The organism is Streptomyces sp. NPDC015125 (genome assembly GCF_043080045.1).
GTDB lineage: Bacteria > Actinomycetota > Actinomycetes > Streptomycetales > Streptomycetaceae > Streptomyces.
In genome coordinates this window covers 967,188-987,877 of sequence record NZ_JBIBVF010000001.1, presented here as the reverse complement: position 1 = coordinate 987,877, position 20,690 = coordinate 967,188, and the positions used below count along the sequence as shown (strand labels likewise).

Genomic DNA, 20,690 nt, shown 5'->3' with positions numbered 1-20,690 from the left:
TCGCATCGTGCAATAAATCGTACACATTCCGACATTCGATCTTGCAACGAACGCTGTCAACTCCCTAGTCTTGTCAGTCTTTACGCTGCCCATACCGCAGGCTTCGCCGGCCTGTGAGATGGGCCAACGGGGGAGTGGAACCAGTGGGTGAGCAGTTCAGGGTCGACCTCGACGAGCTCGACAGCGTCGTGCGCAAACTCAAGCAGCTTCGCGGCGACATGGACAAACCCAGCCAGAAGATGAAGTACAGCACCGCCATCCCGAAGTCGGCATTCGGCTCCAGCTTCAACGAAGCCGAAAGCATTTCTGCGTCGCACGACAAGATGCAGGAATACATGTCCCAGGTGATCACTGCGCTCCACAAACTCATCACGGAGTTCGGCGACAAGACCGAGCGCAGCCGGGGCGCGTACGAGGACCAGGAGCAGGAGACCAAGGCGTCCATGCGGCAAAGCGGCTGAGTCCACAGTTAATCGACGCCAGACTGACGATCAGGGGGGGCCATGTCCGACGTGCCCGCGGATTCCGGCAACAAAGACTACGAAAAGACGATCAAGGAAAAGAACCGAAAAGAGCAGATCAAGGAAGACTTCGGTTCGCACAAGGTTATCCCGAAGTCCGACTCCGACTTCCATCACCACGGACTCGACGCGCTACGGGCAATGGTCAAGAATTCTAACCCGGGTGCTATTGAGAGTGCGGGTGATCACTGGCGCGCGTCGGCTGACCTCCTTGCAGGTGAAGACGGGCGCGGCGGAATCCGTAAGGCGTTCATGGACGCTGTCGATCACGCCTCGGCGCACTGGCATGGCGCCGCGGCGGATGCCTTCCGGCGAGAATCGCAAAAGGTTCTGTCCAAGATCGACCGGACCTATGGCCATGCGAGGAGCGTGGAGACTGCCCTCATCGGAGGTCGCGGGACCGGGGCGAAGGGCAGCATTGCGCACAGTGTGCGTGAAGCAAAGACGGCCATGTCGAAGATCGAGGATGCCGGAGACGTCGAGGGCCTCTTCGACACCAACGGTAAAGACGGCGATGACGCTCAGTTCCACAAGGACATGGCCAACCCGAAGATGGACGCCAAGATGGCGCTTGAGCTCAACCGGGACAGTCTCTCCCTGAGTAAAGAGCGTCAGGTTGAAGCAGTCATCGTCATGGAAGAGCTGGCGCACAATTACCGGCAGAACCACCCGAGTATTTCCGAGAGCATCGGCCCCCCGCCCGGATCTGGCCATGACTGGCCGACCGAGCCGAGGCAGCCTGCGCACCCGGCGCCCGTCAATATGCCGACCCCCGGCGGCCCGCGCGTCAAGCCGTCCAAGCTTTCCCCACACGCGCCGAGCGGCCCGAGTGCGCCGTTCGATCCAGGCAGGGGGGAGATCAACCCCTCGTCCCCTCCCGTGCGGACGGGCCTTGACGGGCTGCACAACGGCACCTTGACGCCGGCCAACCCGGTGACTCCCGGCGGCCCTCCCGTCGGCGGTGGCGGGCACAGCACCGTTGGGGGTGGCGGCGGTTCGACCGGCATGCCCGGCGGAATGATGCCCGTTATGCCCGGTAAGGGAGGCGGATCCGTGGGGCCCGGCGGCAGTGGCCGCAGCGGAGCCATCGGCGGCCGATCCGGAGCGGGCCGTGCAGGTATGCCCGGCGGAACCGGATCTGGAGCGGGGCGTGCGGGCATGCCCGGCGGCGGCATGGGTGGCGGAGCCGGAGGCGGCGCCGGCCGCGGTGGTGCTGCCGGGCGCAGCGGTGCGCAGGCCCGTACCCGTGGTGGCATGGCCGGTAAGCCGGGCACGCCCACGGGTGGCACCAAGCAGGGCGGCTCCGGGCTGCACCGTAGCCGCGGGGGCACGAAGGCAGGCCAGGGCATGGCAGGCGCCCCTGGAGCCAAGGGGAACGGCAAGGGGGAGAAGGAGCGCACCACCAAGCAGCGCCCCGACTACCTGATCGAGGATGAAGAGACGTGGACTCCGCAACGTAATGTGGCGCCGCGAGTCATTGAGTAGGACGGCGAACGCCGACGACGCCGTCGGCGTGAGGGGTGCTCCGTACGTCCTCGTACGGAGCACCTCGTCAGGCGGTCATCATCCGCCCGGAACGGAAGCAATGAGGAGCAAGGCATGAGGGTCACACGAACTCTGCGCGCGACCATCGGTGCTGCGCTGACCGGAGCGCTGTTTCTGGCCACGGGCGGCTCGGCAGTAGCGGACCAAAACAGGGACGCTCAGTGGCCGTTGACCGCCTTCGGCGCCCAGGATATCTGGAAGAAGGCCACGGGCAAGGGCGTCACTGTGGCTGTCATCGAGCACGCGTTCCGCACCACTCATCAGGACCTCACGGGCCGTTTTCTCCCAGGCAAGGACTTTCCCAATCCGTCGAAGAATGATGCCCGCGGTCCGGTTCTGAAGCCAGGTGAAGACCGTCGCGATCACGGTACCGAAATGGCCGGTCTCATTGCCGGGCAGGGGCATGGTCCCGCTGGCTCTGCAGGTATGAAGGGGCTGGCACCCGGGGCGAAGATCTTGCCCTTGACGGCGGACAAGATGAGTGCGAGTGCAACTCGCTATGCGGTGGATCACGGGGCCGACGTCATCAACATGTCATTCCTGGCGGACGTGAATGCGCCGGACGTTTGTGAATCCATCCACTACGCGGTGGAAAAGGGCGTCGTGGTGGTAGCGGGCGTCGGCAATGATGGGACGTCGGAGAAGCATATTCCGGCCGCCTGTCCCGGTGCGATCGGTGTCGGTGCAGTCGATGAGTACGGGAAGGTCTGGTCGATGAGCAACTACAACTCCGCTGTCGATCTTCTTGCGCCCGGCGTGGACGTTCCGGTCCTAGGCGGAAAGAGCGATTCTCACTACGGCACGACCAAGGGTACTTCCGTCGCCACCGCCTACGTCTCCGCTGCAGTCGCCCTGCTCCGCGAAAAGTACCCCGACCTCACTCCGGGGCAAATCGCCAACCGCCTTGTGAAGACGGCCAGTTTGACCCCTGCCGTAAAGAAGAAGCACCTCAAGCTTCCTGATGCTCATTACGGGTATGGCTATATCGTTCCCGAGGCAGCCCTGAACGAGAACATCCCCGCAGGCCCCGCGCAGGGCCCCCTTCCCATGCCGGAGGGAAAGGCGTCCAAGTGGCCTGTCAGCGCGGGCGTGAAAAATGGACCGAACCCGAACCCGCCCATGGGTAAGGGGGAAAAGCTCATGATCGTCGCTGGCATCGGCGTCGGTGTGCTGGCTGTCATCGGGGCCGTCGTCGGCATCGTGGTGTCCCGTCGTCGCAAGAACGCCGTCGGTCAGAGCTGGGGCTGAGGCGGCTGCCGCAGCCACCTGGTTCACCGCGCCGGGTCAGTGGACGTGGATCAATTGGGGTACTTCTCAAAGCCGTTGAGGGGTGCGTCAAGGAGCTCAACGGGACCCGGGCGGCGCTGCCACCTGTCCGTGCCGATCAGATCGGCACGGACAGGCTCGACGCGGCGTGTGACGGTTCCGGGAGCGCCGGAAACATGGGCCCGAACAGGCCAGGAAGATGATCGACGCCTCAACGTGGGCGTGAAGGCCAACGAGTAGCTGGGACGACCCCGAGGACGGCCTCCACGGCGACTGGCCGAAGGAGCCCTTGAAGGAGCCCTTGAAGGAGCCCTTGAAGGAGCCAAGCATGAGGGTCACCCGGACACTGCGCGCGACGGTGGGTGTCGCGCTGACCGGCGCGCTGCTCATCACCGCGAGCGGTACCGCCTCCGCAGACCAAACACGTAAGGATCTGTGGCCGTTGGAGGCGTTCGGGGCCGAGCAGCTGTGGAAGGACGCCACCGGCAAGGGCGTGACGGTGGCTGTGCTCGACACGGGCTTTCGGAAGACCCATCAAGATGTGAAGGGGCAGTTCCTTCCCGAGCCGTATTTCGGGAAGGCGACCCAGGCGGAGGGGGCCAAAAACCTCAAGCCGGGTGAGGATGTCCTCGACCACGGTACCGGCATGGCGGCGATCATCGCGGGCCACGGACACGGTCCGGGGGGCTCTGAAGGCGTCAAGGGGCTGGCGCCTGAAGCCAAGATCCTTCCGGTGCCGGAGTACAAGAACACCGGGATGGCCACGCGCTGGGCCGTAGACCACGGTGCCGACGTCATCAATATGTCCTATAGCGAGGGTCGTTCGGCTGACACCTGCGAATCCATCCACTACGCAATTTCACGGGGCGCCGTGGTGGTGGCCGGTATGGGTAATGACGCAGCGACCGAGAAAAGCTATCCGGTGGGCTGCCCAGGTGTGATCGGTGTCGGTGCGATCGACCAATACGGCAAGTCGGCCGAGTTCAACAACTACAACTCCGACATGGACTTGCTCGCGCCCGGGGTGGAGATCCCCGCCGCGACGGGCAGGAGCGACTCGAGCTACCACACGGAGAACGGCAACTCGGGCTCCACTGCCTACGTCTCCGCCGCGGCCGCCCTCCTCAAGGAGAAGTATCCCGACCTCACTCCCGGCCAGATCGCCAACCGGCTGGTGAAGACGGCCGGCCTGCCCAAGGACCAGCAGGGCCTCAAGCTCCCGGACACGCACTACGGCTACGGCTTCATCCAGCCCGGCCCCGCCCTGCGGAAGGACATTCCCGAGGGCGCCAAGGAGGGCCCGCTGCCGATGCCGAAGGGGAAGGCGTCAGCGCAGCTCGATGCCGGCGCGCCGGACCCCGACCCGCCGATGGGCGGCAAAGCGGCGATACATCAGGCCCTGCTCTACGGCGGCATCGGCCTCGGTGTTCCGGTGGTCGTCGGGGCCGTCGTCGCCCTCGTCGTGGTGTCCCGTCGCCGCAAGAGCGCCGGTGGTCAGAGCTGGGGCTGAGGCGCCTGCGGCAACCGCAGAGTGCGTCACTGGCAGGTCAGCGGTAGCAGCCGCGGAAAGAGAAGAGCATGACGGACGAAGCGCAGAATCCGGCACCGCTGAAGGCCCCTGACGTGGCGCAGGTGCTGAAGGTCAACCGTTTGGTCCTGGCTCGACTCATGGCCGTGCGGCTACTGATCACCGTGGTACTCGTGGCAGGCGCAGTGGCTTTGTCCCGCATGACAGAGTCGGACTCGGTCTTCCTCACCCTGCCCATTGTCGCCGGTGTTTTCGTGTTCGTCGCTACGGTGCACCGCCTCATCTACGGAATCCGTGTCACCCAATGCGCAAGAGCGCTTCGCGACTATCCGATGGAGTTCCATCCTCGGGTGATCAAAAAGCGTGAGCGGTGGACTCAGTACGGCAATGTCTACGAGGTCCGTGTGACGACGCGCGGGCAGCACGGGGCGCCGCTGATGCTGGCGGTCAATGCGGCCGGTCGCCGCCGTTGGCCGGAGGGGGTGACGGAAAGCGGCGCGTGGCTCGCGGGTGACCTGCCCTTCGGTGGTGTTCTGGTGGTTCCGGGGAGTAACGCGATGCTGTTTCTGAAGCCGGCGGACTGGGAAAAGACCGCACGGAAACGGGAAGAAGCCGGTGCCGAGCGCACGGCGAGGGCGGAACGGGCGAAGCTCAACAAGAGGACACAGTGGGCGGTGATGATGCGCTCGAGCGCATGATCACCACGGGTATCACGGGCGCGCCGGGGCTTCATGTTGCCGCTGCCCGGCGGTGTGGTTCGGGGTCCGTACCCGGTGGCGGATAAATGAGGCGACGGGTCCGGGGATTCGCTGTTACCTTTCCACTCCATGGACCCCGTAGGTGAAAAAGAAATACGTGCCTCGTTCGTCAACTGCTCGAAGGGTGAGGCGAGCAGACTCCATCTGCCGACGGGTCTGACCGAACTTCCCTGGGCCGACCTGGATTTCCTGGGATGGCGGGATCCGGGGGCGCCGGACCGGAGTTATCTGGTCGCGCCGCGGGATGGCGAGATCATCGGGGTGACGCTGCGGCGGCCGCAAGGTGTGCGGCGGAGCTTCACGAAGACGACGGTGTGCTCGGTCTGTGTGACCGGGCATCCGGGATCCGGCGTCAGCCTGCTGGCCGCGCGCCGGGCCGGTCCTCTGGGGCGGCAGGGCAATACCGTCGGGACGTACCTGTGCGCCGACCTTGCCTGCTCTCTCTACGTCCGGGGCCGCAAGCGGTCCCAGCTCGCCGGCCGGCATGAGGAGACGCTGCCGCTGGAGGAGCGGATCGCCCGTACCGTACGGAACCTGGACGCCTTCCTGGAAAAGGTCCTTGAGGGCGATCGATAGGGACAGCTCAACTCGGCACATCAGCCGTTGAGTTGCAGGTTCCGGCGGCCGCCCGGATGCTACCCGCGGGTTTCGGTTGCGGCAATCCACCCCTCGGACAGATCCTCGTGTCCACGCCGTGCGGGCAGCGGCGCAGAAGCAGGGGGGGCGATGTGCTGCGAGTGCACTTCACCGCGCAGGATCTGGCGCGTACGCGAGTGGCCGAGGGGGCCGACCCGCTCTGGGAGACGGTGCTGAGCCTGCACAGCCTGCGGGAGGACCGGACCGATCCGGCGCTGGCGGCCTGGCGGCAACACGCCGTGCGGCACGGACCGGGGCCGCTGCGCACGCTGTTCGCGCTGGTCCCGCCCTACGGGTACTTCCCGGACTTCCTTACGCCGTCTGCGTCCCAGTACGGGGTCGAGTCCGGTCTGGAGGCCGTGATGAGCACCCCGCGGCAGCGGCTGCGGACCGAGCTGACCCGGCTGTCGGGGCATCGGGCGCTGCCGGGATGGGCGCGCGGCATCGGTGAGGGGGAGCCGGCCGCACTGCGGCAGCTCGCGCGCAGCTTGCGGACGTACCACCATCTGGCGGTGGCGCCGGCCTGGCCGCGGATCGCCCAACGGGTCGGAGCGGACCGGGAGTTGCGCAAGCATGTGCTGGCGCAGTCCGGGGTGGAGGCGATGCTGCGGACGTTCGGGGCACCGATACGCTGGCGGCCGCCGGTGCTGGAGGTCGGCTATCCGGTGGAGCGGGAGCTGCACCTGCAGGGGCGGGGCCTGGTCTTCGTCCCCTCGTACTTCTGCTGTGACCATCCGCTGGCGTTGGTGGACGAGGAGCTGCCGCCGGTGCTCGTGTACCCGGCGCGGGAGACGGCGCGGGAGACGGCGGGCGGACAGGCCGAAGGGCCCCGCCTCCGGGGTTACGGAGGCGGGGCCCTTCGGGACGTACCGGCTCTGTTCGGCGGCCGGGGCGGAACCCGGATCGCCGCCGCCAGGCGCTGAGCGCTCGCCTGGGGCCAGGGGAGCGCTCAGGGGTGTCCCTGAGGGAGCCCCGGGGCGCGCGCCCACGGTCCGTCAGAAGCGACGGGTGATCAGCGCGCGCTTGACTTCCTGGATGGCCTTGGTGACCTCGATACCGCGCGGGCAGGCGTCCGTGCAGTTGAAGGTCGTCCGGCAGCGCCAGACGCCGTCCTTGTCGTTGAGGATTTCGAGCCGCTGCTCGCCGCCCTCGTCGCGCGAGTCGAAGATGAAGCGGTGCGCGTTGACGATCGCCGCCGGGCCGAAGTACTGGCCGTCGTTCCAGAACACCGGGCACGAGGACGTGCAGGCGGCGCACAGGATGCACTTGGTGGTGTCGTCGAAGCGCTCGCGGTCCTCGGCGGACTGGCGCCGCTCACGGGTCGGCTCGTTGCCGGTCGTGATGAGGAAGGGCATCACATCGCGGTACGCCTGGAAGAAGGGCTCCATGTCGACGACAAGGTCCTTCATCACCGTGAGGCCCTTGATGGCCTCGACCGTGATCGGCTTCTCCGGGTTGATGTCCTTGATCAGCGTCTTGCAGGCGAGGCGGTTGCGGCCGTTGATGCGCATGGCGTCGGAGCCGCAGATGCCGTGGGCGCAGGAACGACGGAAGGTCAGCGTCCCGTCGAGCTCCCACTTGATCTTGTGGAGGGCGTCCAGGACGCGCTCCTTGGGGTCGATCTCCAGCTGGAAGTCCTCCCAGCCGGCGTCCTCCGAGACCTCCGGGTTGAACCGGCGGATCCGGAAGGTGACCGTGATCAGATGCGAAGCGCCGTCCTCGGCCGCGTCCAGTGCCGCGGAGTGCTTGTCGAGAGTCGGGGTGCTCATCAGTACTTACGCTCCATCGGCTGGTAGCGGGTCTGCACGACCGGCTTGTAGTCGAGGCGGATCGACTCGGCGCCGTCTGCGCCCACCTCGCGGTACGCCATGGTGTGCCGCATGAAGTTGACGTCGTCGCGGTTGGGGTAGTCCTCGCGGTAGTGACCGCCGCGGGACTCCTTGCGGGCCAGCGCGGACACTGCCATGACCTCGGCCAGGTCGAGCAGGTTGCCCAGCTCGATGGCCTCCAGCAGGTCGGTGTTGAACCGCTTGCCCTTGTCCTGGACGGACACGTTCAGGTAGCGCTCGCGCAGCTCGCCGATCTTCTCGACCGCGGTCTTGATCGTCTGCTCGGTGCGGAACACCATCACGTTGGCGTCCATGCACTCCTGCAGCTCCTTGCGGATCTCGGTGACCCGCTCGGTGCCGTTGGAGTCGCGCAGCCGCTCGACCTGGTCGATGACCTGCTGCGCCGGGTCCTCGGGGAGCTCGACGAAGTCGGCGGTGGCCGAGTACTCCGCCGCCGCGATACCGGCCCGGCGCCCGAAGACGTTGATGTCCAGGAGCGAGTTGGTGCCCAGGCGGTTGGCGCCGTGGACCGAGACGCAGGCGACCTCGCCGGCCGCGTACAGGCCGGGCACGACGGTGGTGTTGTCCGCCAGGACCTCACCCTCGACGTTGGTCGGGATGCCGCCCATGGCGTAGTGCGCGGTCGGCTGGATCGGGATCGGGTCCGTGTAGGGCTCGATGCCGAGGTAGGTCCGCGCGAACTCGGTGATGTCCGGGAGCTTGGCGTCCAGCTGCTCCGGCGGCAGGTGGGTCAGGTCCAGGTAGACGTGGTCGCCCTCCGGACCGCAGCCGCGGCCCTCACGGATCTCCGTGTAGATGGAGCGCGAGACGACGTCACGCGAGGCGAGGTCCTTCATGACGGGCGCGTACTTCTCCATGAAGCGCTCGCCGTCCTTGTTGCGGAGGATGCCGCCCTCACCACGGGCGCCCTCCGTCAGCAGGATGCCCATGCGCCAGATGCCCGTCGGGTGGAACTGGAAGAACTCCATGTCCTCCAGCGGCAGCCCGCGGCGGTAGGCCGCGGCCTGGCCGTCACCGGTCAGGGTGTGGGCGTTGGAGGTCACCTTGAAGAACTTGCCGGTGCCGCCGGACGCGAAGATGATCGACTTCGCCTGGAAGACGTGGATCTCGCCGGTGGCCAGCTCGTACGCGACGACGCCCGCGGACTTCGTGACGCCGTCGACGTCCTGGAGCAGCAGGTCGAGCACGTAGAACTCGTTGAAGAACTCCACGCCCTCCTTGACGCAGTTCTGGTACAGCGTCTGGAGGATCATGTGGCCGGTGCGGTCCGAGGCGTAGCAGGACCGGCGGACCGGGGCCTCACCGTGGTTACGGGAGTGACCGCCGAAGCGGCGCTGGTCGATCGTGCCGTCCGGCGTGCGGTTGAACGGCAGGCCCATCTTCTCCAGGTCGAGGACCGAGTCGATGGCCTCCTTCGCGAGGATCTCGGCGGCGTCCTGGTCGACCAGGTAGTCGCCGCCCTTGATCGTGTCGAAGGTGTGCCACTCCCAGTTGTCTTCCTCGACGTTCGCGAGGGCGGCAGCCATACCGCCCTGGGCGGCGCCGGTGTGGGAGCGGGTCGGGTAGAGCTTCGTCAGGACCGCGGTGCGGCTGCGCTTGGTCGACTCGATGGCCGCGCGCATGCCCGCGCCACCGGCGCCGACGATGACGGTGTCGTACTTGTGGATCTGCATGGTTCCAGTCAGCCCCGGCTTCAGGAGATGTTCGGGTCGAAGGTGAAGATCACCAGCGTGCCCAGAAGGACGGTGAAGACCGTCGCGGTGTACAGCAGCATCTTCAGCCAGAAGCGGGTGTTGTCCCGCTGCGCGTAGTCGTTGATGACCGTACGCAGGCCGTTGGCGCCGTGCAGCATGGCGAGCCACAGCATCAGCAGGTCCCAGACCTGCCAGAACGGCGAGGCCCAGCGGCCGGCCACGAACGCGAAGCCGATCTTGGAGACGCCGCCGTCCAGGACCAGCTGGATCAGCAGGTGGCCCAGCACCAGGACGACCAGCACGATGCCGGACAGCCGCATGAACAGCCAGGCCTGCATCTCGAAGTTGCCCCGGGAGGCACTCCCGGTCTTCTTGGTGCGCTTGCGCGGCGGCTCGATGACGGGAGCCGGGTGGTCCACGTCGTAGAGCGAGGCGCCGTCGGTCGCGCCCGCCGCGGTGGCCTCTGCGGGGGTGGTTTCAGCAGACATCTCGCGTCAGCTCCCGAACAGCGTGCGCAGGGTGTGCTGCAGCACGGGGTAGAAGGCACCGGCCATCAATACGACCCAGACACCGACGACCGTCCACAGCATCTGCTTCTGGTACTTCGGGCCCTTCGACCAGAAGTCCACGGCGATGACCCGCAGGCCATTGAGCGCGTGGAAGAGGATGGCGGCCACCAGGCCGTACTCCATCACGTTGACGATCGGCGTCTTGTATGTCGCAACGACGTTGTCGTACGCCTCGGGGGAGACGCGTACGAGAGCGGTGTCGAGGACGTGTACGAACAGGAAGAAGAAGATGAGGACGCCGGTGACTCGATGAGCCACCCAGGACCACATGCCTTCCCGGCCGCGGTACAGCGTTCCAGCCGGCACGGAAAAACCCTCCGGGAGCGGGGATTGGGGCCAGCCGGCTTCTCTGTCGGTCGGGCCCGGCCGGGTACGGTCCACCGGCCCTGGCCATCGTAGCGACGTGCTGTCGGTTCCTTGCGCCGGGGTCCTTAGGTGTGATCAAACAGGCACCAACGGGCTATCACGCAGGAACGAACCGGAATTTTCCCGGACAGACGCCGCGATCCGTTATGGCTCGGAGCTCATCAGCCGGATCAGCCGGCCGCGGGCCAGCCGGCGCAGCTCGTCCGCGGCGACCGCCCGCTCCTCGTCCGGCTCATTGCCCAGCCGGGTACGGATGCCGGACAGCACCTGGTCGAGCAGTTCCTCGTCGCGGTAGCCGTCCAGGCAGATGACGAAGACGTGACGGAACCGCCGCTCGTACTCGGCATGGGCGGCGCGCAGCGCGGTGTGGGCGGCGAGGGTGCCGGGTCCGCGGGCGCCGACGAGCGGTTGCGGGGAGAGGGACTCCTCGGCGAGCGCCTCGTCCAGCTCCACCGCCGTCAGGTCGTAACAGGCCTCGTCGGAGGCGGCGAGCAGCGACTCGGGATCCGGGTACGGGCGGTGCGCGGCCACCCGCTCGGCCCAGCGGCGGCTGCCGCAGCAGCTCAGGAGCGCGGCCAGGGTGTCGTCACGGCTCAGGGCGTTGAAGCGGCCGAGCCCGATGCCCTCACGGCGGGGGCGCGGCAGGGCGGAGCCGGGGGCCCGTGACGATATGCCGCACCACGGGGGCTGCACAGGACGCAGCGTCGTCGGCCGGGCGGCCGGGGTGTCACCGGACAGCGTGGGCTCCTCGGACGGATGCGAATGGATCTCTTCGACGGGTGCGGGACGGACGACTGACGGAAGCTGGGGGAAGCGGACCGAAGCCGGGACGCGAAGCGGCGGCGGGTGTGACGGTGGTGCGTGTGACACGGCACCCCGGCGGTATCCGGCGGTATCCGGTGGTTCCCGGAGGGCCCTGTGAAGGGGGTGACGACTGGAACCGCCACGCTAACGACGCGTGTCGTTCGCTGTCCGAAGGATGCGCGAATTTCACCCGGATGAGAGAGCTTTCGCGCGTTCGGTGGACGACCGGCTCCACGCACCTGGCAATGCCTTCGCCCCGAAAAGTGAGGATTGCACGATGTCGAATCCGATGCGGCCGCCGCGCGCCCCGCGGCCCTCGGCCTTGCTGCGCCCCCTGACGAGGCCCAGGGCGCGGACGGGCCCGGCGGCCCGGCCCGCGCTGTCGGCCGCGGCCCTCACCGGTGCGCTGCTGCTCGCCGGCTGCTCCGGCACCGCCGACACCGAGCCGCCCGGGAGCACCAGTGCCAAGGTGAACCCTTCGTCCTCCGCCACCCCGACATGGGCACCGGTGACCGGAAAGCCGCAGGTCATCCCGGCCGTCCGCGAATTCCGCGGGGCCGACGGGCGCGGCTGGCGCCCGTCCAAGGGCGCCCGTGTGGTGGTACCGGCCGGCGAGCAGAGCAATGTCGCCGACGAGGCCCAGCGGATGGCCAACGACCTCGGCCTCGGCATCGTCTACGGCGATCAGCCCGTACGGCCCGGCGATATCGAGGTGAAGCAGACGGGCAAGAACGGCGACAACAACGTCCCCGTGGAGAGCTCGGCCGACCAGGCCTACACCCTCACCGCCGCCGGCGCCAAGCTCACTCTCACGGCCCCCACCGACGCCGGGATCTTCTACGGCACCCGCACCGTCAAGCAGGCCGTACGCGCCGCCGGCGGACTTCCCGAGGGCACCATCGAGGACCGGCCCGACCGCCCGCAGCGCGGACTGTCGCTGGACAACGCCCGCAAGCCGTTCACCCAGAACTGGATCGAGGCCCGGCTGAGGGAGATCGCCGACCTCAAGCTCAACCAGTTCCAGCTGCACTTCTCCGACGACCAGGGCTTCCGCATCCAGAGCGACACCCACCCCGAGATCGTCTCCGCCGACCATCTCACCAAGGCCCAGGTCCGCCAGATCATCGCGCTCGCGCGCACCCTGCACATCTCCGTCGTCCCGGAGCTGGACTCGCCCGGCCATCTGGGCGCCGTGCTGGACCACTATCCCGCCCTGCTGCTGCGCAACGCCCAGGGCCGGGTGGTCCCCGGGGCGATCGACATCTCCAACCCCAAGTCCGCCCCGCTGATCGACTCGCTGCTGAAGGAAATGAGCGAGCTGTTCACCAACCCCAAGGGCGCCCCGGCGTACTGGCATCTGGGCGGCGACGAGTACCAGGCGCTGATGTCGTCCTCCCCCGCCACCAAGTACCCGCAGCTCGCGCGGGCCGCCCGGCAGAAGTACGGGTCCCGCGGCACCATCGAGGACCTGACGACCGGCTGGCTCAACGACCGGCAGAAGACCGTGGAGGCCAACGGCAAGAACCGCGTCGAGGCCTGGAACGACGGATTCTTCGCCGGCGGGGTCGTGAGCGCGGACAAGAACCGGATGGTCGACTACTGGACCGGCACGGAGGCCGGCAAGCGCGACCCCGCGGAATTCCTCCGCGAGGGCCGCAACGTCATGAACTTCAACGACGCGTACCTCTACTACGTGCTCGGCGAGCCCAACCAGTTCACCTATCCGACCGGTCAGCGGATCTACCAGAGCTGGACGCCGATGGTCCTCCGCGGCAGCCGGCCGGTGGCGGTGCCCGCGAGCATGACGGGCCCGGACCGCATCCCCGGGGCGCGCTTCGCGATCTGGTGCGACCGTTCCCAGGCGCAGACGCCACAGCAGGTGGCGGCCGGGATCCGGCTGCCGCTGGCGGCACTGGCGCAGAAGACCTGGGACCCGGGAACACCCGCCCTGTCCTGGACGGACTTCAAGGCGCTGGCGGGCCGGGTGTGAGCGAGAGGACCCGGTAAGAAACGGGTGAGAGAACGAGGACGGCCGGGGCCGCCACCCCCCACAGGAGAGGCCCCGGCCGTCGTTCGCGAAGAGCCTGTGACGGCCCTCTATCCGGTACAGCGCCAGACGGCGCGAAAGCGTCACACGGGGTACGGGAAGGGGTACGGCTAGTGGTCCGGATGCCTGGCCGGCAGTGGTCGGAACGCAGGGTCGGCAGGGGGGCGGACACCGGCCGGACAGGCCCGTAACGTGCGGATCCGTGCCGGTCGGGCATCCTTCCGAGCCGTCGGCTGTGGCTGGAAAAGGCCGTCCTCGCGGGAGTTCCCGAGGGTGCCGTCCCGGGAGTTCCCGAGGGTTTCCCGAGAGATCCGTGCGCGCGCTTCGGCGGAGCGTCGGTCGCCCGGTGCCCTCCTTCTCCTGACTCCGGCATAGTGGCCGGCGCAGCCGTCCCGGGTTCGGATCGTTCGCCCACACGGGATACGGTCTGCGGGAACATCCGGGTTACCGGCGGTTTCCGGCCTGCCGCGGCCGGTGGCGCACGGTGGCCCGCCCCGGCTCCGGCACCGTACGGACGGGCGCCGCCCGCTCGAACGCCGCCGGAACGGGGAAGCAAGGCCGGTGGTACGGCGAGCGAAGCAGCAATGCAGCAAGGACCGGGCGGCGGACATTCCGCGTGCGACAGGATGGACCCGTGCGAGGGGACGACATTCAGCCGGACGACCGTCGGCTGACGGTGGCCGTGCAGGCGGCACAGGGTGGTGACGAGGCGGCGTTCCGTACCGTCTACCGCGCCGTACATCCCCGGTTGTTGGGATATGTACGGACCTTGGTGAGCGAACCGGACGTGGAGGACGTCACGTCCGAGGCCTGGCTCCAGATCACCCGCGACCTCTCCCGCTTCAGCGGTGACGCCGACCGGTTCCGCGGCTGGGCCGCCCGTATCGCCCGCAACCGCGCCCTCGATCACATCAGGATGCGCGGCCGGCGCCCGGCGATCGGCGGCGACGAGAGCGAGCTGGCCGATACCCCCGGCGCATCCGACACCGCGGACGAGGCGCTCGAAGCGCTGGGAACCGGCCGTGCCATGCGGCTGATAGCCGGGCTGCCGCAGGACCAGGCCGAGGCGGTGGTGCTCCGGGTGGTGGTCGGGCTCGATGCCAAGAACGCCGCGCAGGTGCTCGGCAAACGGCCCGGCGCCGTGCGCACCGCCGCACACCGCGGGCTGCGGCGGCTCGCCGAGCTGATCGGCGACGAGCCGGACCGCAGCCAGGACGGACCTCGGGACAGTGGCCGGGGCGGCGGCGAAGACGGCGCCGACCAGGGTGAAGGAGCCCCCCCGCGGCGGCCCGCACCGGGCCCGCCCGGAGGGGGCGGAACAATGAATGGAGTGCCCGTACAGGGCAGAAGACGCCGCGACGGCGTGGCGGAATCGTACGTACCGGGTGTGACGGAAACGGCCGCACGAACGCAGAAGGACATGTGATGGCCGACGACCGGTACAACTGGCTCGACAAGGACACCGCGGAGCAGTTGCTGCGCGGTGAACCGGTCAGTGCCCGGCGCGGCGACGGTGCACAGGAACTCGAACAGCTCCTGGAGGCCGCCGCCGCGGTCGCCGCCAGGACCCCCGAAACCGCCCGGCTGCCCGGTGAAGACGCGGCCGTCGCCGCATTCCGCCAGGCCGCCCGCCGCGGCTCCGCCGCCCGGCACCGCACCGCCGCCGACCCGTTCCCGGACGGCGTGCGCACCGCCCACACCGCCGACCTCACCGAACGCACCCGGCTCGGCCGCCCCTTCCGGCGCGGCTTCGCCGTGGCCCTCGCGGCCTGCGCCATCGGCGGCGTCGCCGTCGCGGCCGGCACCGGCGTCCTGCCCAGCCCCTTCCGGGGCGGCGACCCGGCACCCGCCTCCAGCGTCTCCGCCGCGGAAACCCCCGGACCCTTCCGCAGCGGCGAACCCGGCGCCCAGACCGACGGCACCACCGCGCAGACCCCCGATGCCACCCCCGGCCGGCCGGACACCCCGCCCACCGAGACCCCCACGCCCGGCAGCAGCCCCGGCGCCGGCACAAGACCCGGCGGCACCCCGAGCGGCGGCACGGGGCGCGACCACGGCAAGCCCGGTGGCAAAGGGACCGATCCCGGCCGCGGGACCACGAAGAACTTCCTGCTCGCCCTCTGCCAGAACTACGAGTCCGGCAAACGCGGCGCCATGGACCGCGACACGCTGCGGCGCCTCGAACGCAAGGCCGGCGGACCGGACAAGGTGCACGCCTTCTGCCGTGCCTACCTGGCGCGGTACCAGACCGGCGGCGGCTCGGGCGGCGACGACGGGCTCGTCGGCGGCATCGGCGGCGGCACCGGCGGATCCGGCCAGAGCAGCGGCGGCAAGAGCGGCGACGAGGACGACGAAGGGCACCCGCCCCAGCCGCCCGCCGCCACCCCCGGCTCCGCCACGTCCACCCCGGCCCCCGGCCCCTCGGCAACCGCCCCGGACCCCGGAAGTGCCACGCCGGGCGGAAGCGCCGACGACCCGGTGTGACGTTTTTTGAACCCGTGACGCAGTAATGAGTGAGCCGACTGGTCATCGGCTGCGCGACGAGCCGGGGTTCCCCCCGTACCTACGGCTCAGCGCATCTGGCGCGGGCAGGGCACGTTCCCCCGGCCCTGCCCGCGCCCCTTTTTTTTGCGCCTGAGCCGGCGCCGCCCCTTTTTGCGCCTGAGCCGGCGCCGCTCTCGCGGAGGTGGATCCGTGGGTGGGGGCTGCTCAATTTTCGCTTCGGTCAGAGATGTGGGCTGGGCCGCGGGGTGTGTTCGGCTAATGGAAGACGACCACCTTGGTGCCCTTCTTCGCTGTGTGGAAGAGGGCGGCGATCTTGGTCTTGTCGCGGACGTTGACGCAGCCGTGTGAGGCGCCGCGGTAGCCGCGGGCGGCGAAGTCCGCGGAGTAGTGGACGGCCTGGCCGCCGCTGAAGAACATCGCGTACGGCATCGCCGTGTGGAAGAGCGTCGAGACGTGGTGGCGGCTCTTGAAGGTGAGCGCGAAGACGCCCTCGCGGGTGGGGGTGTACTGCGAGCCGAAGCGGACATCCATCGCCGAGACGATCCGGCCGTCGACCATCCAGGTGAGGGTGTTGCTCCGCTTGCTGATGCAGATCACCCTGCCCGTCATACACCGCGGGTCGGGGGTGCCGACCGGCCTCGTCGTGGGCGGGTGGAGCTCGGTGTGCGACGGCGTGCGGGTATGGGACCGCAGCGCCCTCCAGGCCGTGGGCTGCACGCTGCCCGTACGGGGCAGGCCCTGCCGCTGCTGGAAGGCGCGGACCGAGGTCGCGGTCACGGAGGCGTAGTAGCCCGTCGGGGAGCGGTCGAAAAGCCCCAGCTGGGCCAGCCGCGCCTGGAGTTCGCGGACCTGTGCACCGCGCGAGCCGGCCGCCATGAGCGGACGGCGGGCCGGTGGCGCGTGGTGGACGGGGCGGTGCGGGCGCGGCGGGGTGGCGTGCCGGTCCGGGGCGGGGGGGTGCGTGATGGCCGAGCGGCGGGGGAGCGGGGGAGGTGGGGGCGTAGCGGGCGCCCGAGCTCCGGGGCGCACCGGCTCCGGTGACCGTCACCGGGCGGCAGCCCATCGCCAGCGCCGCCACCACCAGCACCGCGGCCACCGCAGGCGCCGTACGTCTTCCACTGCTCCGCTGCATGCGCAACCCCCGGATCTGGGTGGCCCGACCGGCCCTCGGTGACTCTTCCCAGGGCTGCGGGGCGGCGAACCTGCGGGCATGCTGTGAGCACGGCGTATCCCCGATGCCGGTCACCCACTGGGAGGCGTACACCCATGGCGCACGAGTCGGGCAGTGAGCGGTACAACGAGAGCGGCCTGCCGGTCGAGCCGGTGTACGGGCCCGAGGCGCTGGACGGCTGGGACCCGGAGCGCAGCCTCGGCGCGCCCGGCAGCTACCCCTTCACCCGTGGCGTGTATCCGTCGATGTACACCGGGCGGCCCTGGACGATGCGGCAGTACGCCGGCTTCGGCACCGCGCGCGAGTCCAACGCCCGCTACCGGCAGCTGATCGCCCACGGCACCACGGGGCTGTCGGTCGCCTTCGACCTGCCGACGCAGATGGGCCACGACTCGGACACCCCGATCGCCTCGGGCGAGGTGGGCAAGGTCGGGGTGGCCATCGACTCCGTCGAGGACATGCGGGTGCTGTTCGGCGGTATCCCGCTGGACAAGGTGTCGACGTCGATGACGATCAACGCGCCTGCCGCGCTGCTGCTGCTCCTCTACCAACTGGTGGCGGAGGAGGAAGGGGTGGCGGCCGGTCAGCTGAACGGGACCGTGCAGAACGATGTGCTCAAGGAGTACATCGCCCGGGGCACCTATATCTTCCCGCCGCAGCCGTCGCTGCGGCTGACCGCGGACATCTTCCGGTACTGCCGGGCCGAGATCCCCCGGTGGAACTCCATCTCCATCTCCGGCTACCACATGGCGGAGGCGGGCGCCTCGCCCGCGCAGGAGATCGCCTTCACCCTCGCCAACGGCATCGCCTATGTGCGGACCGCCGTTGCCGCCGGGATGGACGTCGACGACTTCGCGCCGCGGCTCTCCTTCTTCTTCGTCGCCCGTACGACGCTGCTGGAGGAGGTCGCCAAGTTCCGGGCCGCGCGCAGGATCTGGGCCCGGGTGATGCGGGAGGAGTTCGGCGCGAAGAACCCCAAATCGCTGATGCTGCGGTTCCACACCCAGACGGCGGGAGTGCAGCTCACCGCCCAGCAGCCGGAGGTGAATCTCGCACGGGTCACCCTCCAGGGGCTGGCCGCCGTGCTCGGCGGCACCCAGTCGCTGCACACCAACTCCTTCGACGAGGCCCTCGCCCTGCCCACCGACAAGTCCGCCCGCCTTGCGCTGCGTACCCAGCAGGTGCTCGCCTACGAGACCGATGTGACCGCCACCGTCGATCCGTTCGCCGGTTCCTACGCCGTCGAGTCGATGACGGACGACGTCGAGGAGGCGGCCGTGGCGCTGATGCGGCGGGTCGAGGACATGGGCGGTGCGGTGGCCGCCATCGAGCGGGGCTTCCAGAAGGAGGAGATCGAGCGCAACGCCTACCGCCTGGCGCAGGAGACGGACGCCGGCGAGCGCGTCGTGGTCGGCCTCAACCGCTTCCAGCTGGACGAGGAGGAACCGTACGAGCCGCTGCGCGTCGACCCGGCGATCGAGGCCCGGCAGACCGAGCGGCTGGCCGTGCTCCGGGACCGCCGTAATGCCCGTGCGGTCTCGGCAGCCCTCGGCGACCTGCGCAAGGCCGCCGAGGGCACGGACAATGTCCTCTATCCCCTGCGTGAGGCACTGCGGGCGAGGACGACGGTGGGCGAGGTATGCGATGCGCTGCGGGAGGTCTGGGGGACGTATGTGCCCACGGATGCGTTCTGAGGGGTAGTTGTGGGGTAGTTGAGGGGGCTGGGGAGGCGCTGGTGGGGTGAGTCAGACTGGTGTCATGTCGTCACCCCGCCGCGTGTGCCCCGTCTGCACCCGAGAGATCGCCGTTGTCGGCGGCCGTTTCGCCCGCCATGACCCGCCCGGCCGGCGGACGGTGCTGGAGCTGATCTCCTGCCCGGGGTCGCGCCGGATCGCGCCGATGATGGCGCCCGCGGAGAAGCTGTTCGACCCGGAGGAGCCGCCGATGCCGGGGCAGCAGCCGCTGTTCTGAGCCGGGGCGCCCCGGCCGCCGGCCCGTGACGGGGACGTGACGGGGGCTGCAGATGTCACCCGCTACGGTGCCTGCGCGTGTCGCCGACTACGGTGCCAGCACGTCCAGTTCGGCCATGGCGCCCGCCGTGATCTCACGGGTCAGGGACTCCGCCCGCGCCGCGTCGCCGGTGCGTACCGCCTCGGCGACCTGGACGTGGAGGGTGACCGCGGCCGGGTCGGGGTCGGTGAACATCACATGGTGCTGGGTGCGGCCGGTCAGGACGGCGGCGACCACATCGCCGAGCCGGGCGAACATCTCATTGCCGGAGGCGGTGAGGACGACCCGGTGGAAGGCCGTGTCGTGGACGAGGTAGGCATCGAGCTGCTGGCCGCGTGAGGTGGCGACCATGCCCATGGCCTGTTCGGTGAGTTGGGCGCACTGCGCGGGGGTGGCGTGCTGGGCGGCGAGGCCCGCGGCGACCGGTTCGATCGCCGAGCGCAGTACGGTCAGCGAGCGCAGCTGCCGGGGACGGTCGCGGCCGGCCAGCCGCCAGCCGATCACCCGCGGGTCGTAGACGTTCCACTCCTCGGTGGGCCGGACGGTCACCCCCACCCGGCGCCGGGAGGCGACCAGCTGCATGGATTCCAGTACCCGGATCGCCTCGCGGATGACCGTGCGTGAGACGTCGAAGCGCTGCTCCAGCTCGTCCGTGCGCAGGATCGTGCCCGGAGGGTAGTCGCCCGCGGTGATCGCGGGTCCGAGGGACTCCAGCACACGGGCGTGCAGTCCCTTCCCCTCGTTTTCCATGGGCCAAGCCTACGTTCCCGCACCCCGGCCAATTAAGTATGACGTTTGCATCACAGGCTCTTGAATACGTCGTACCTAATGGGTTTCAGTGGGGTCCGCACGAGGTCGATGAAGACAGCGAGGTACCACGGGATGAGCACCCCCGACGTGATCGTCGTGATGGGCGTGGCCGGCACCGGCAAGACCACGATCGGCCCGCTGGTGGCCGCCGGACTGGGCGTACCGTACGCCGAGGGTGACGACTTCCATCCGCCGGCCAACATCGCCAAGATGTCGGCCGGTATCCCGCTGGACGACTCCGACCGCGGCCCGTGGCTGGACGCCATCGGCGCCTGGGCGCACGAGCGGGCCGGGCACGGCGGCGTGGTCAGCAGCTCCGCGCTCAAGCGCGCCTACCGCGACCGGTTGCGTACCGCCGCCCCCGGCGTTGTCTTTCTGCACCTCACCGGGGACCGCGCGCTGATCGAGGAGCGGATGGCCGGGCGCAAGGGCCACTTCATGCCGGCCGCGCTGCTGAACTCCCAGTTCGCCACGCTCGAACCCCTCGGGCGCGACGAGGCCGGCGTCGCCGTGGACGTGTCCGGCAGCCGGGAGCAGATCGCCGGACGGGCGGTGGCCGCACTGCGCGCCATGACCGCACCGGCCGGATAGGTCCGGCGCCCGCACACCC

At 69.2% G+C, this 20,690-nt stretch carries 21 protein-coding genes; 14 read left to right on the top strand and 7 right to left on the bottom strand.

The window, feature by feature from the left end; translation table 11 throughout:
• The first annotated feature begins 143 nt into the window (after nucleotides 1-143).
• The 7 genes from ACF088_RS04305 (at nucleotide 144) to ACF088_RS04275 (ending at nucleotide 7,177) form a co-directional block, all read left to right on the top strand.
• Nucleotides 144-461 carry a hypothetical protein gene (locus ACF088_RS04305; protein ID WP_392373828.1) on the top strand — a complete coding sequence of 106 codons (318 nt, stop codon included), beginning with the start codon at nucleotides 144-146 and terminating at the stop codon, nucleotides 459-461.
• A gap of 42 nt (nucleotides 462-503) precedes the next feature.
• Entirely contained in the window at nucleotides 504-2,006 is a 1,503-nt protein-coding gene (locus tag ACF088_RS04300) for a hypothetical protein (protein WP_392373827.1), read from the top strand.
• A 114-nt stretch (nucleotides 2,007-2,120) separates the two neighbouring features.
• Nucleotides 2,121-3,314: a S8 family serine peptidase gene (locus ACF088_RS04295; protein WP_392373826.1), complete on the top strand. Its 1,194-nt coding sequence runs from the start codon at nucleotides 2,121-2,123 to the stop codon at nucleotides 3,312-3,314.
• 307 nt (nucleotides 3,315-3,621) lie between these two features.
• Nucleotides 3,622-4,842 carry a S8 family serine peptidase gene (locus tag ACF088_RS04290; RefSeq protein ID WP_392373825.1) on the top strand — a complete coding sequence of 407 codons (1,221 nt, stop codon included), beginning with the start codon at nucleotides 3,622-3,624 and terminating at the stop codon, nucleotides 4,840-4,842.
• Between the two features lie 68 nt (nucleotides 4,843-4,910).
• Nucleotides 4,911-5,558, top strand: a complete 648-nt coding sequence (locus ACF088_RS04285; RefSeq protein ID WP_392373824.1) for a hypothetical protein — start codon at nucleotides 4,911-4,913, stop codon at nucleotides 5,556-5,558.
• Between the two features lie 129 nt (nucleotides 5,559-5,687).
• A complete protein-coding gene (locus ACF088_RS04280) occupies nucleotides 5,688-6,194 on the top strand; it encodes an FBP domain-containing protein (protein WP_392373823.1) in 507 nt (168 codons plus the stop codon).
• Nucleotides 6,195-6,346: 152 nt separating this feature from the next.
• Nucleotides 6,347-7,177, top strand: coding sequence for a DUF5937 family protein (locus ACF088_RS04275; protein WP_392373822.1), 831 nt, complete (start codon nucleotides 6,347-6,349; stop codon nucleotides 7,175-7,177).
• A gap of 72 nt (nucleotides 7,178-7,249) precedes the next feature.
• Here ACF088_RS04275 and ACF088_RS04270 read toward each other — a convergent pair whose 3' ends face one another.
• The 5 genes from ACF088_RS04270 to ACF088_RS04250 all read right to left on the bottom strand — a co-directional run bounded on the left by ACF088_RS04270 (nucleotide 7,250) and on the right by ACF088_RS04250 (nucleotide 11,435).
• Nucleotides 7,250-8,023, bottom strand: a complete 774-nt coding sequence (locus tag ACF088_RS04270; RefSeq protein ID WP_328384971.1) for a succinate dehydrogenase iron-sulfur subunit — start codon at nucleotides 8,021-8,023, stop codon at nucleotides 7,250-7,252.
• Nucleotides 8,023-9,777, bottom strand: a complete 1,755-nt coding sequence (gene sdhA / locus ACF088_RS04265) for a succinate dehydrogenase flavoprotein subunit (protein WP_392373821.1) — start codon at nucleotides 9,775-9,777, stop codon at nucleotides 8,023-8,025. The genes ACF088_RS04270 and sdhA overlap by 1 nt, the downstream gene beginning before the upstream one ends.
• Nucleotides 9,778-9,797: 20 nt before the next feature.
• On the bottom strand, nucleotides 9,798-10,286 hold the full coding sequence (locus tag ACF088_RS04260; protein WP_392373820.1) for a succinate dehydrogenase hydrophobic membrane anchor subunit: 489 nt from the start codon (nucleotides 10,284-10,286) through the stop codon (nucleotides 9,798-9,800).
• Nucleotides 10,287-10,292: 6 nt separating this feature from the next.
• Nucleotides 10,293-10,673: a succinate dehydrogenase, cytochrome b556 subunit gene (gene sdhC, locus ACF088_RS04255; protein WP_030066793.1), complete on the bottom strand. Its 381-nt coding sequence runs from the start codon at nucleotides 10,671-10,673 to the stop codon at nucleotides 10,293-10,295.
• A 204-nt stretch (nucleotides 10,674-10,877) separates the two neighbouring features.
• Nucleotides 10,878-11,435, bottom strand: a complete 558-nt coding sequence (locus tag ACF088_RS04250) for a 2-oxo-4-hydroxy-4-carboxy-5-ureidoimidazoline decarboxylase (RefSeq protein WP_392373998.1) — start codon at nucleotides 11,433-11,435, stop codon at nucleotides 10,878-10,880.
• Between the two features lie 379 nt (nucleotides 11,436-11,814).
• Here ACF088_RS04250 and ACF088_RS04245 point away from each other — a divergent pair, with 379 nt between their 5' ends.
• From ACF088_RS04245 to ACF088_RS04235, 3 genes are all read left to right on the top strand, one after another.
• Nucleotides 11,815-13,527, top strand: coding sequence for a glycoside hydrolase family 20 protein (locus ACF088_RS04245; RefSeq protein WP_392373819.1), 1,713 nt, complete (start codon nucleotides 11,815-11,817; stop codon nucleotides 13,525-13,527).
• Between the two features lie 706 nt (nucleotides 13,528-14,233).
• Nucleotides 14,234-15,010: an RNA polymerase sigma factor gene (locus tag ACF088_RS04240; RefSeq protein WP_392373997.1), complete on the top strand. Its 777-nt coding sequence runs from the start codon at nucleotides 14,234-14,236 to the stop codon at nucleotides 15,008-15,010.
• Nucleotides 15,010-16,068, top strand: a complete 1,059-nt coding sequence (locus tag ACF088_RS04235) for a hypothetical protein (RefSeq protein WP_392373818.1) — start codon at nucleotides 15,010-15,012, stop codon at nucleotides 16,066-16,068. The genes ACF088_RS04240 and ACF088_RS04235 overlap by 1 nt, the downstream gene beginning before the upstream one ends.
• 276 nt (nucleotides 16,069-16,344) lie before the next feature.
• Here ACF088_RS04235 and ACF088_RS04230 read toward each other — a convergent pair whose 3' ends face one another.
• A complete protein-coding gene (locus ACF088_RS04230; protein WP_392373817.1) occupies nucleotides 16,345-16,965 on the bottom strand; it encodes a L,D-transpeptidase family protein in 621 nt (206 codons plus the stop codon).
• Between the two features lie 161 nt (nucleotides 16,966-17,126).
• Between ACF088_RS04230 and ACF088_RS04225 the strand changes: the two genes are divergently transcribed.
• The 3 genes from ACF088_RS04225 (at nucleotide 17,127) to ACF088_RS04215 (ending at nucleotide 19,231) form a co-directional block, all read left to right on the top strand.
• Nucleotides 17,127-17,378, top strand: a complete 252-nt coding sequence (locus ACF088_RS04225) for a hypothetical protein (protein WP_392373816.1) — start codon at nucleotides 17,127-17,129, stop codon at nucleotides 17,376-17,378.
• Nucleotides 17,356-18,954, top strand: a complete 1,599-nt coding sequence (locus ACF088_RS04220) for a methylmalonyl-CoA mutase (RefSeq protein ID WP_392373815.1) — start codon at nucleotides 17,356-17,358, stop codon at nucleotides 18,952-18,954. The genes ACF088_RS04225 and ACF088_RS04220 overlap by 23 nt, the downstream gene beginning before the upstream one ends.
• A gap of 64 nt (nucleotides 18,955-19,018) precedes the next feature.
• Complete coding sequence (locus ACF088_RS04215; RefSeq protein ID WP_329147435.1) at nucleotides 19,019-19,231, top strand: hypothetical protein; 213 nt, start codon at nucleotides 19,019-19,021, stop codon at nucleotides 19,229-19,231.
• An 87-nt stretch (nucleotides 19,232-19,318) separates the two neighbouring features.
• Here the strand turns inward: ACF088_RS04215 and ACF088_RS04210 are convergent, their stop codons facing one another.
• Entirely contained in the window at nucleotides 19,319-20,020 is a 702-nt protein-coding gene (locus tag ACF088_RS04210) for a FadR/GntR family transcriptional regulator (protein ID WP_392373814.1), read from the bottom strand.
• Between the two features lie 132 nt (nucleotides 20,021-20,152).
• On the opposite strand from ACF088_RS04210, the gene ACF088_RS04205 reads away from it, so the two are divergent.
• The gene (locus ACF088_RS04205) at nucleotides 20,153-20,671 is read left to right on the top strand and encodes a gluconokinase (RefSeq protein WP_392373813.1); all 519 of its coding nucleotides are present in this window, start codon (nucleotides 20,153-20,155) and stop codon (nucleotides 20,669-20,671) included.
• Nucleotides 20,672-20,690 lie beyond the last annotated feature (19 nt).

Coding starts and splice junctions, on each gene's coding strand:
- ACF088_RS04285 (WP_392373824.1), top strand. CDS start 4,911: ATGACGGACGAAGCGCAGAATCCGGCACCGCTGAAGGCCCCTGACGTG.
- ACF088_RS04245 (WP_392373819.1), top strand. CDS start 11,815: ATGTCGAATCCGATGCGGCCGCCGCGCGCCCCGCGGCCCTCGGCCTTG.
- ACF088_RS04260 (WP_392373820.1), bottom strand. CDS start 10,286: ATGTCTGCTGAAACCACCCCCGCAGAGGCCACCGCGGCGGGCGCGACC.
- ACF088_RS04210 (WP_392373814.1), bottom strand. CDS start 20,020: ATGGAAAACGAGGGGAAGGGACTGCACGCCCGTGTGCTGGAGTCCCTC.
- ACF088_RS04220 (WP_392373815.1), top strand. CDS start 17,356: ATGGCGCACGAGTCGGGCAGTGAGCGGTACAACGAGAGCGGCCTGCCG.
- ACF088_RS04230 (WP_392373817.1), bottom strand. CDS start 16,965: ATGGCGGCCGGCTCGCGCGGTGCACAGGTCCGCGAACTCCAGGCGCGG.
- ACF088_RS04205 (WP_392373813.1), top strand. CDS start 20,153: ATGAGCACCCCCGACGTGATCGTCGTGATGGGCGTGGCCGGCACCGGC.
- ACF088_RS04280 (WP_392373823.1), top strand. CDS start 5,688: ATGGACCCCGTAGGTGAAAAAGAAATACGTGCCTCGTTCGTCAACTGC.
- sdhA (WP_392373821.1), bottom strand. CDS start 9,777: ATGCAGATCCACAAGTACGACACCGTCATCGTCGGCGCCGGTGGCGCG.
- ACF088_RS04215 (WP_329147435.1), top strand. CDS start 19,019: ATGTCGTCACCCCGCCGCGTGTGCCCCGTCTGCACCCGAGAGATCGCC.
- ACF088_RS04270 (WP_328384971.1), bottom strand. CDS start 8,023: ATGAGCACCCCGACTCTCGACAAGCACTCCGCGGCACTGGACGCGGCC.
- ACF088_RS04300 (WP_392373827.1), top strand. CDS start 504: ATGTCCGACGTGCCCGCGGATTCCGGCAACAAAGACTACGAAAAGACG.
- ACF088_RS04295 (WP_392373826.1), top strand. CDS start 2,121: ATGAGGGTCACACGAACTCTGCGCGCGACCATCGGTGCTGCGCTGACC.
- ACF088_RS04235 (WP_392373818.1), top strand. CDS start 15,010: ATGGCCGACGACCGGTACAACTGGCTCGACAAGGACACCGCGGAGCAG.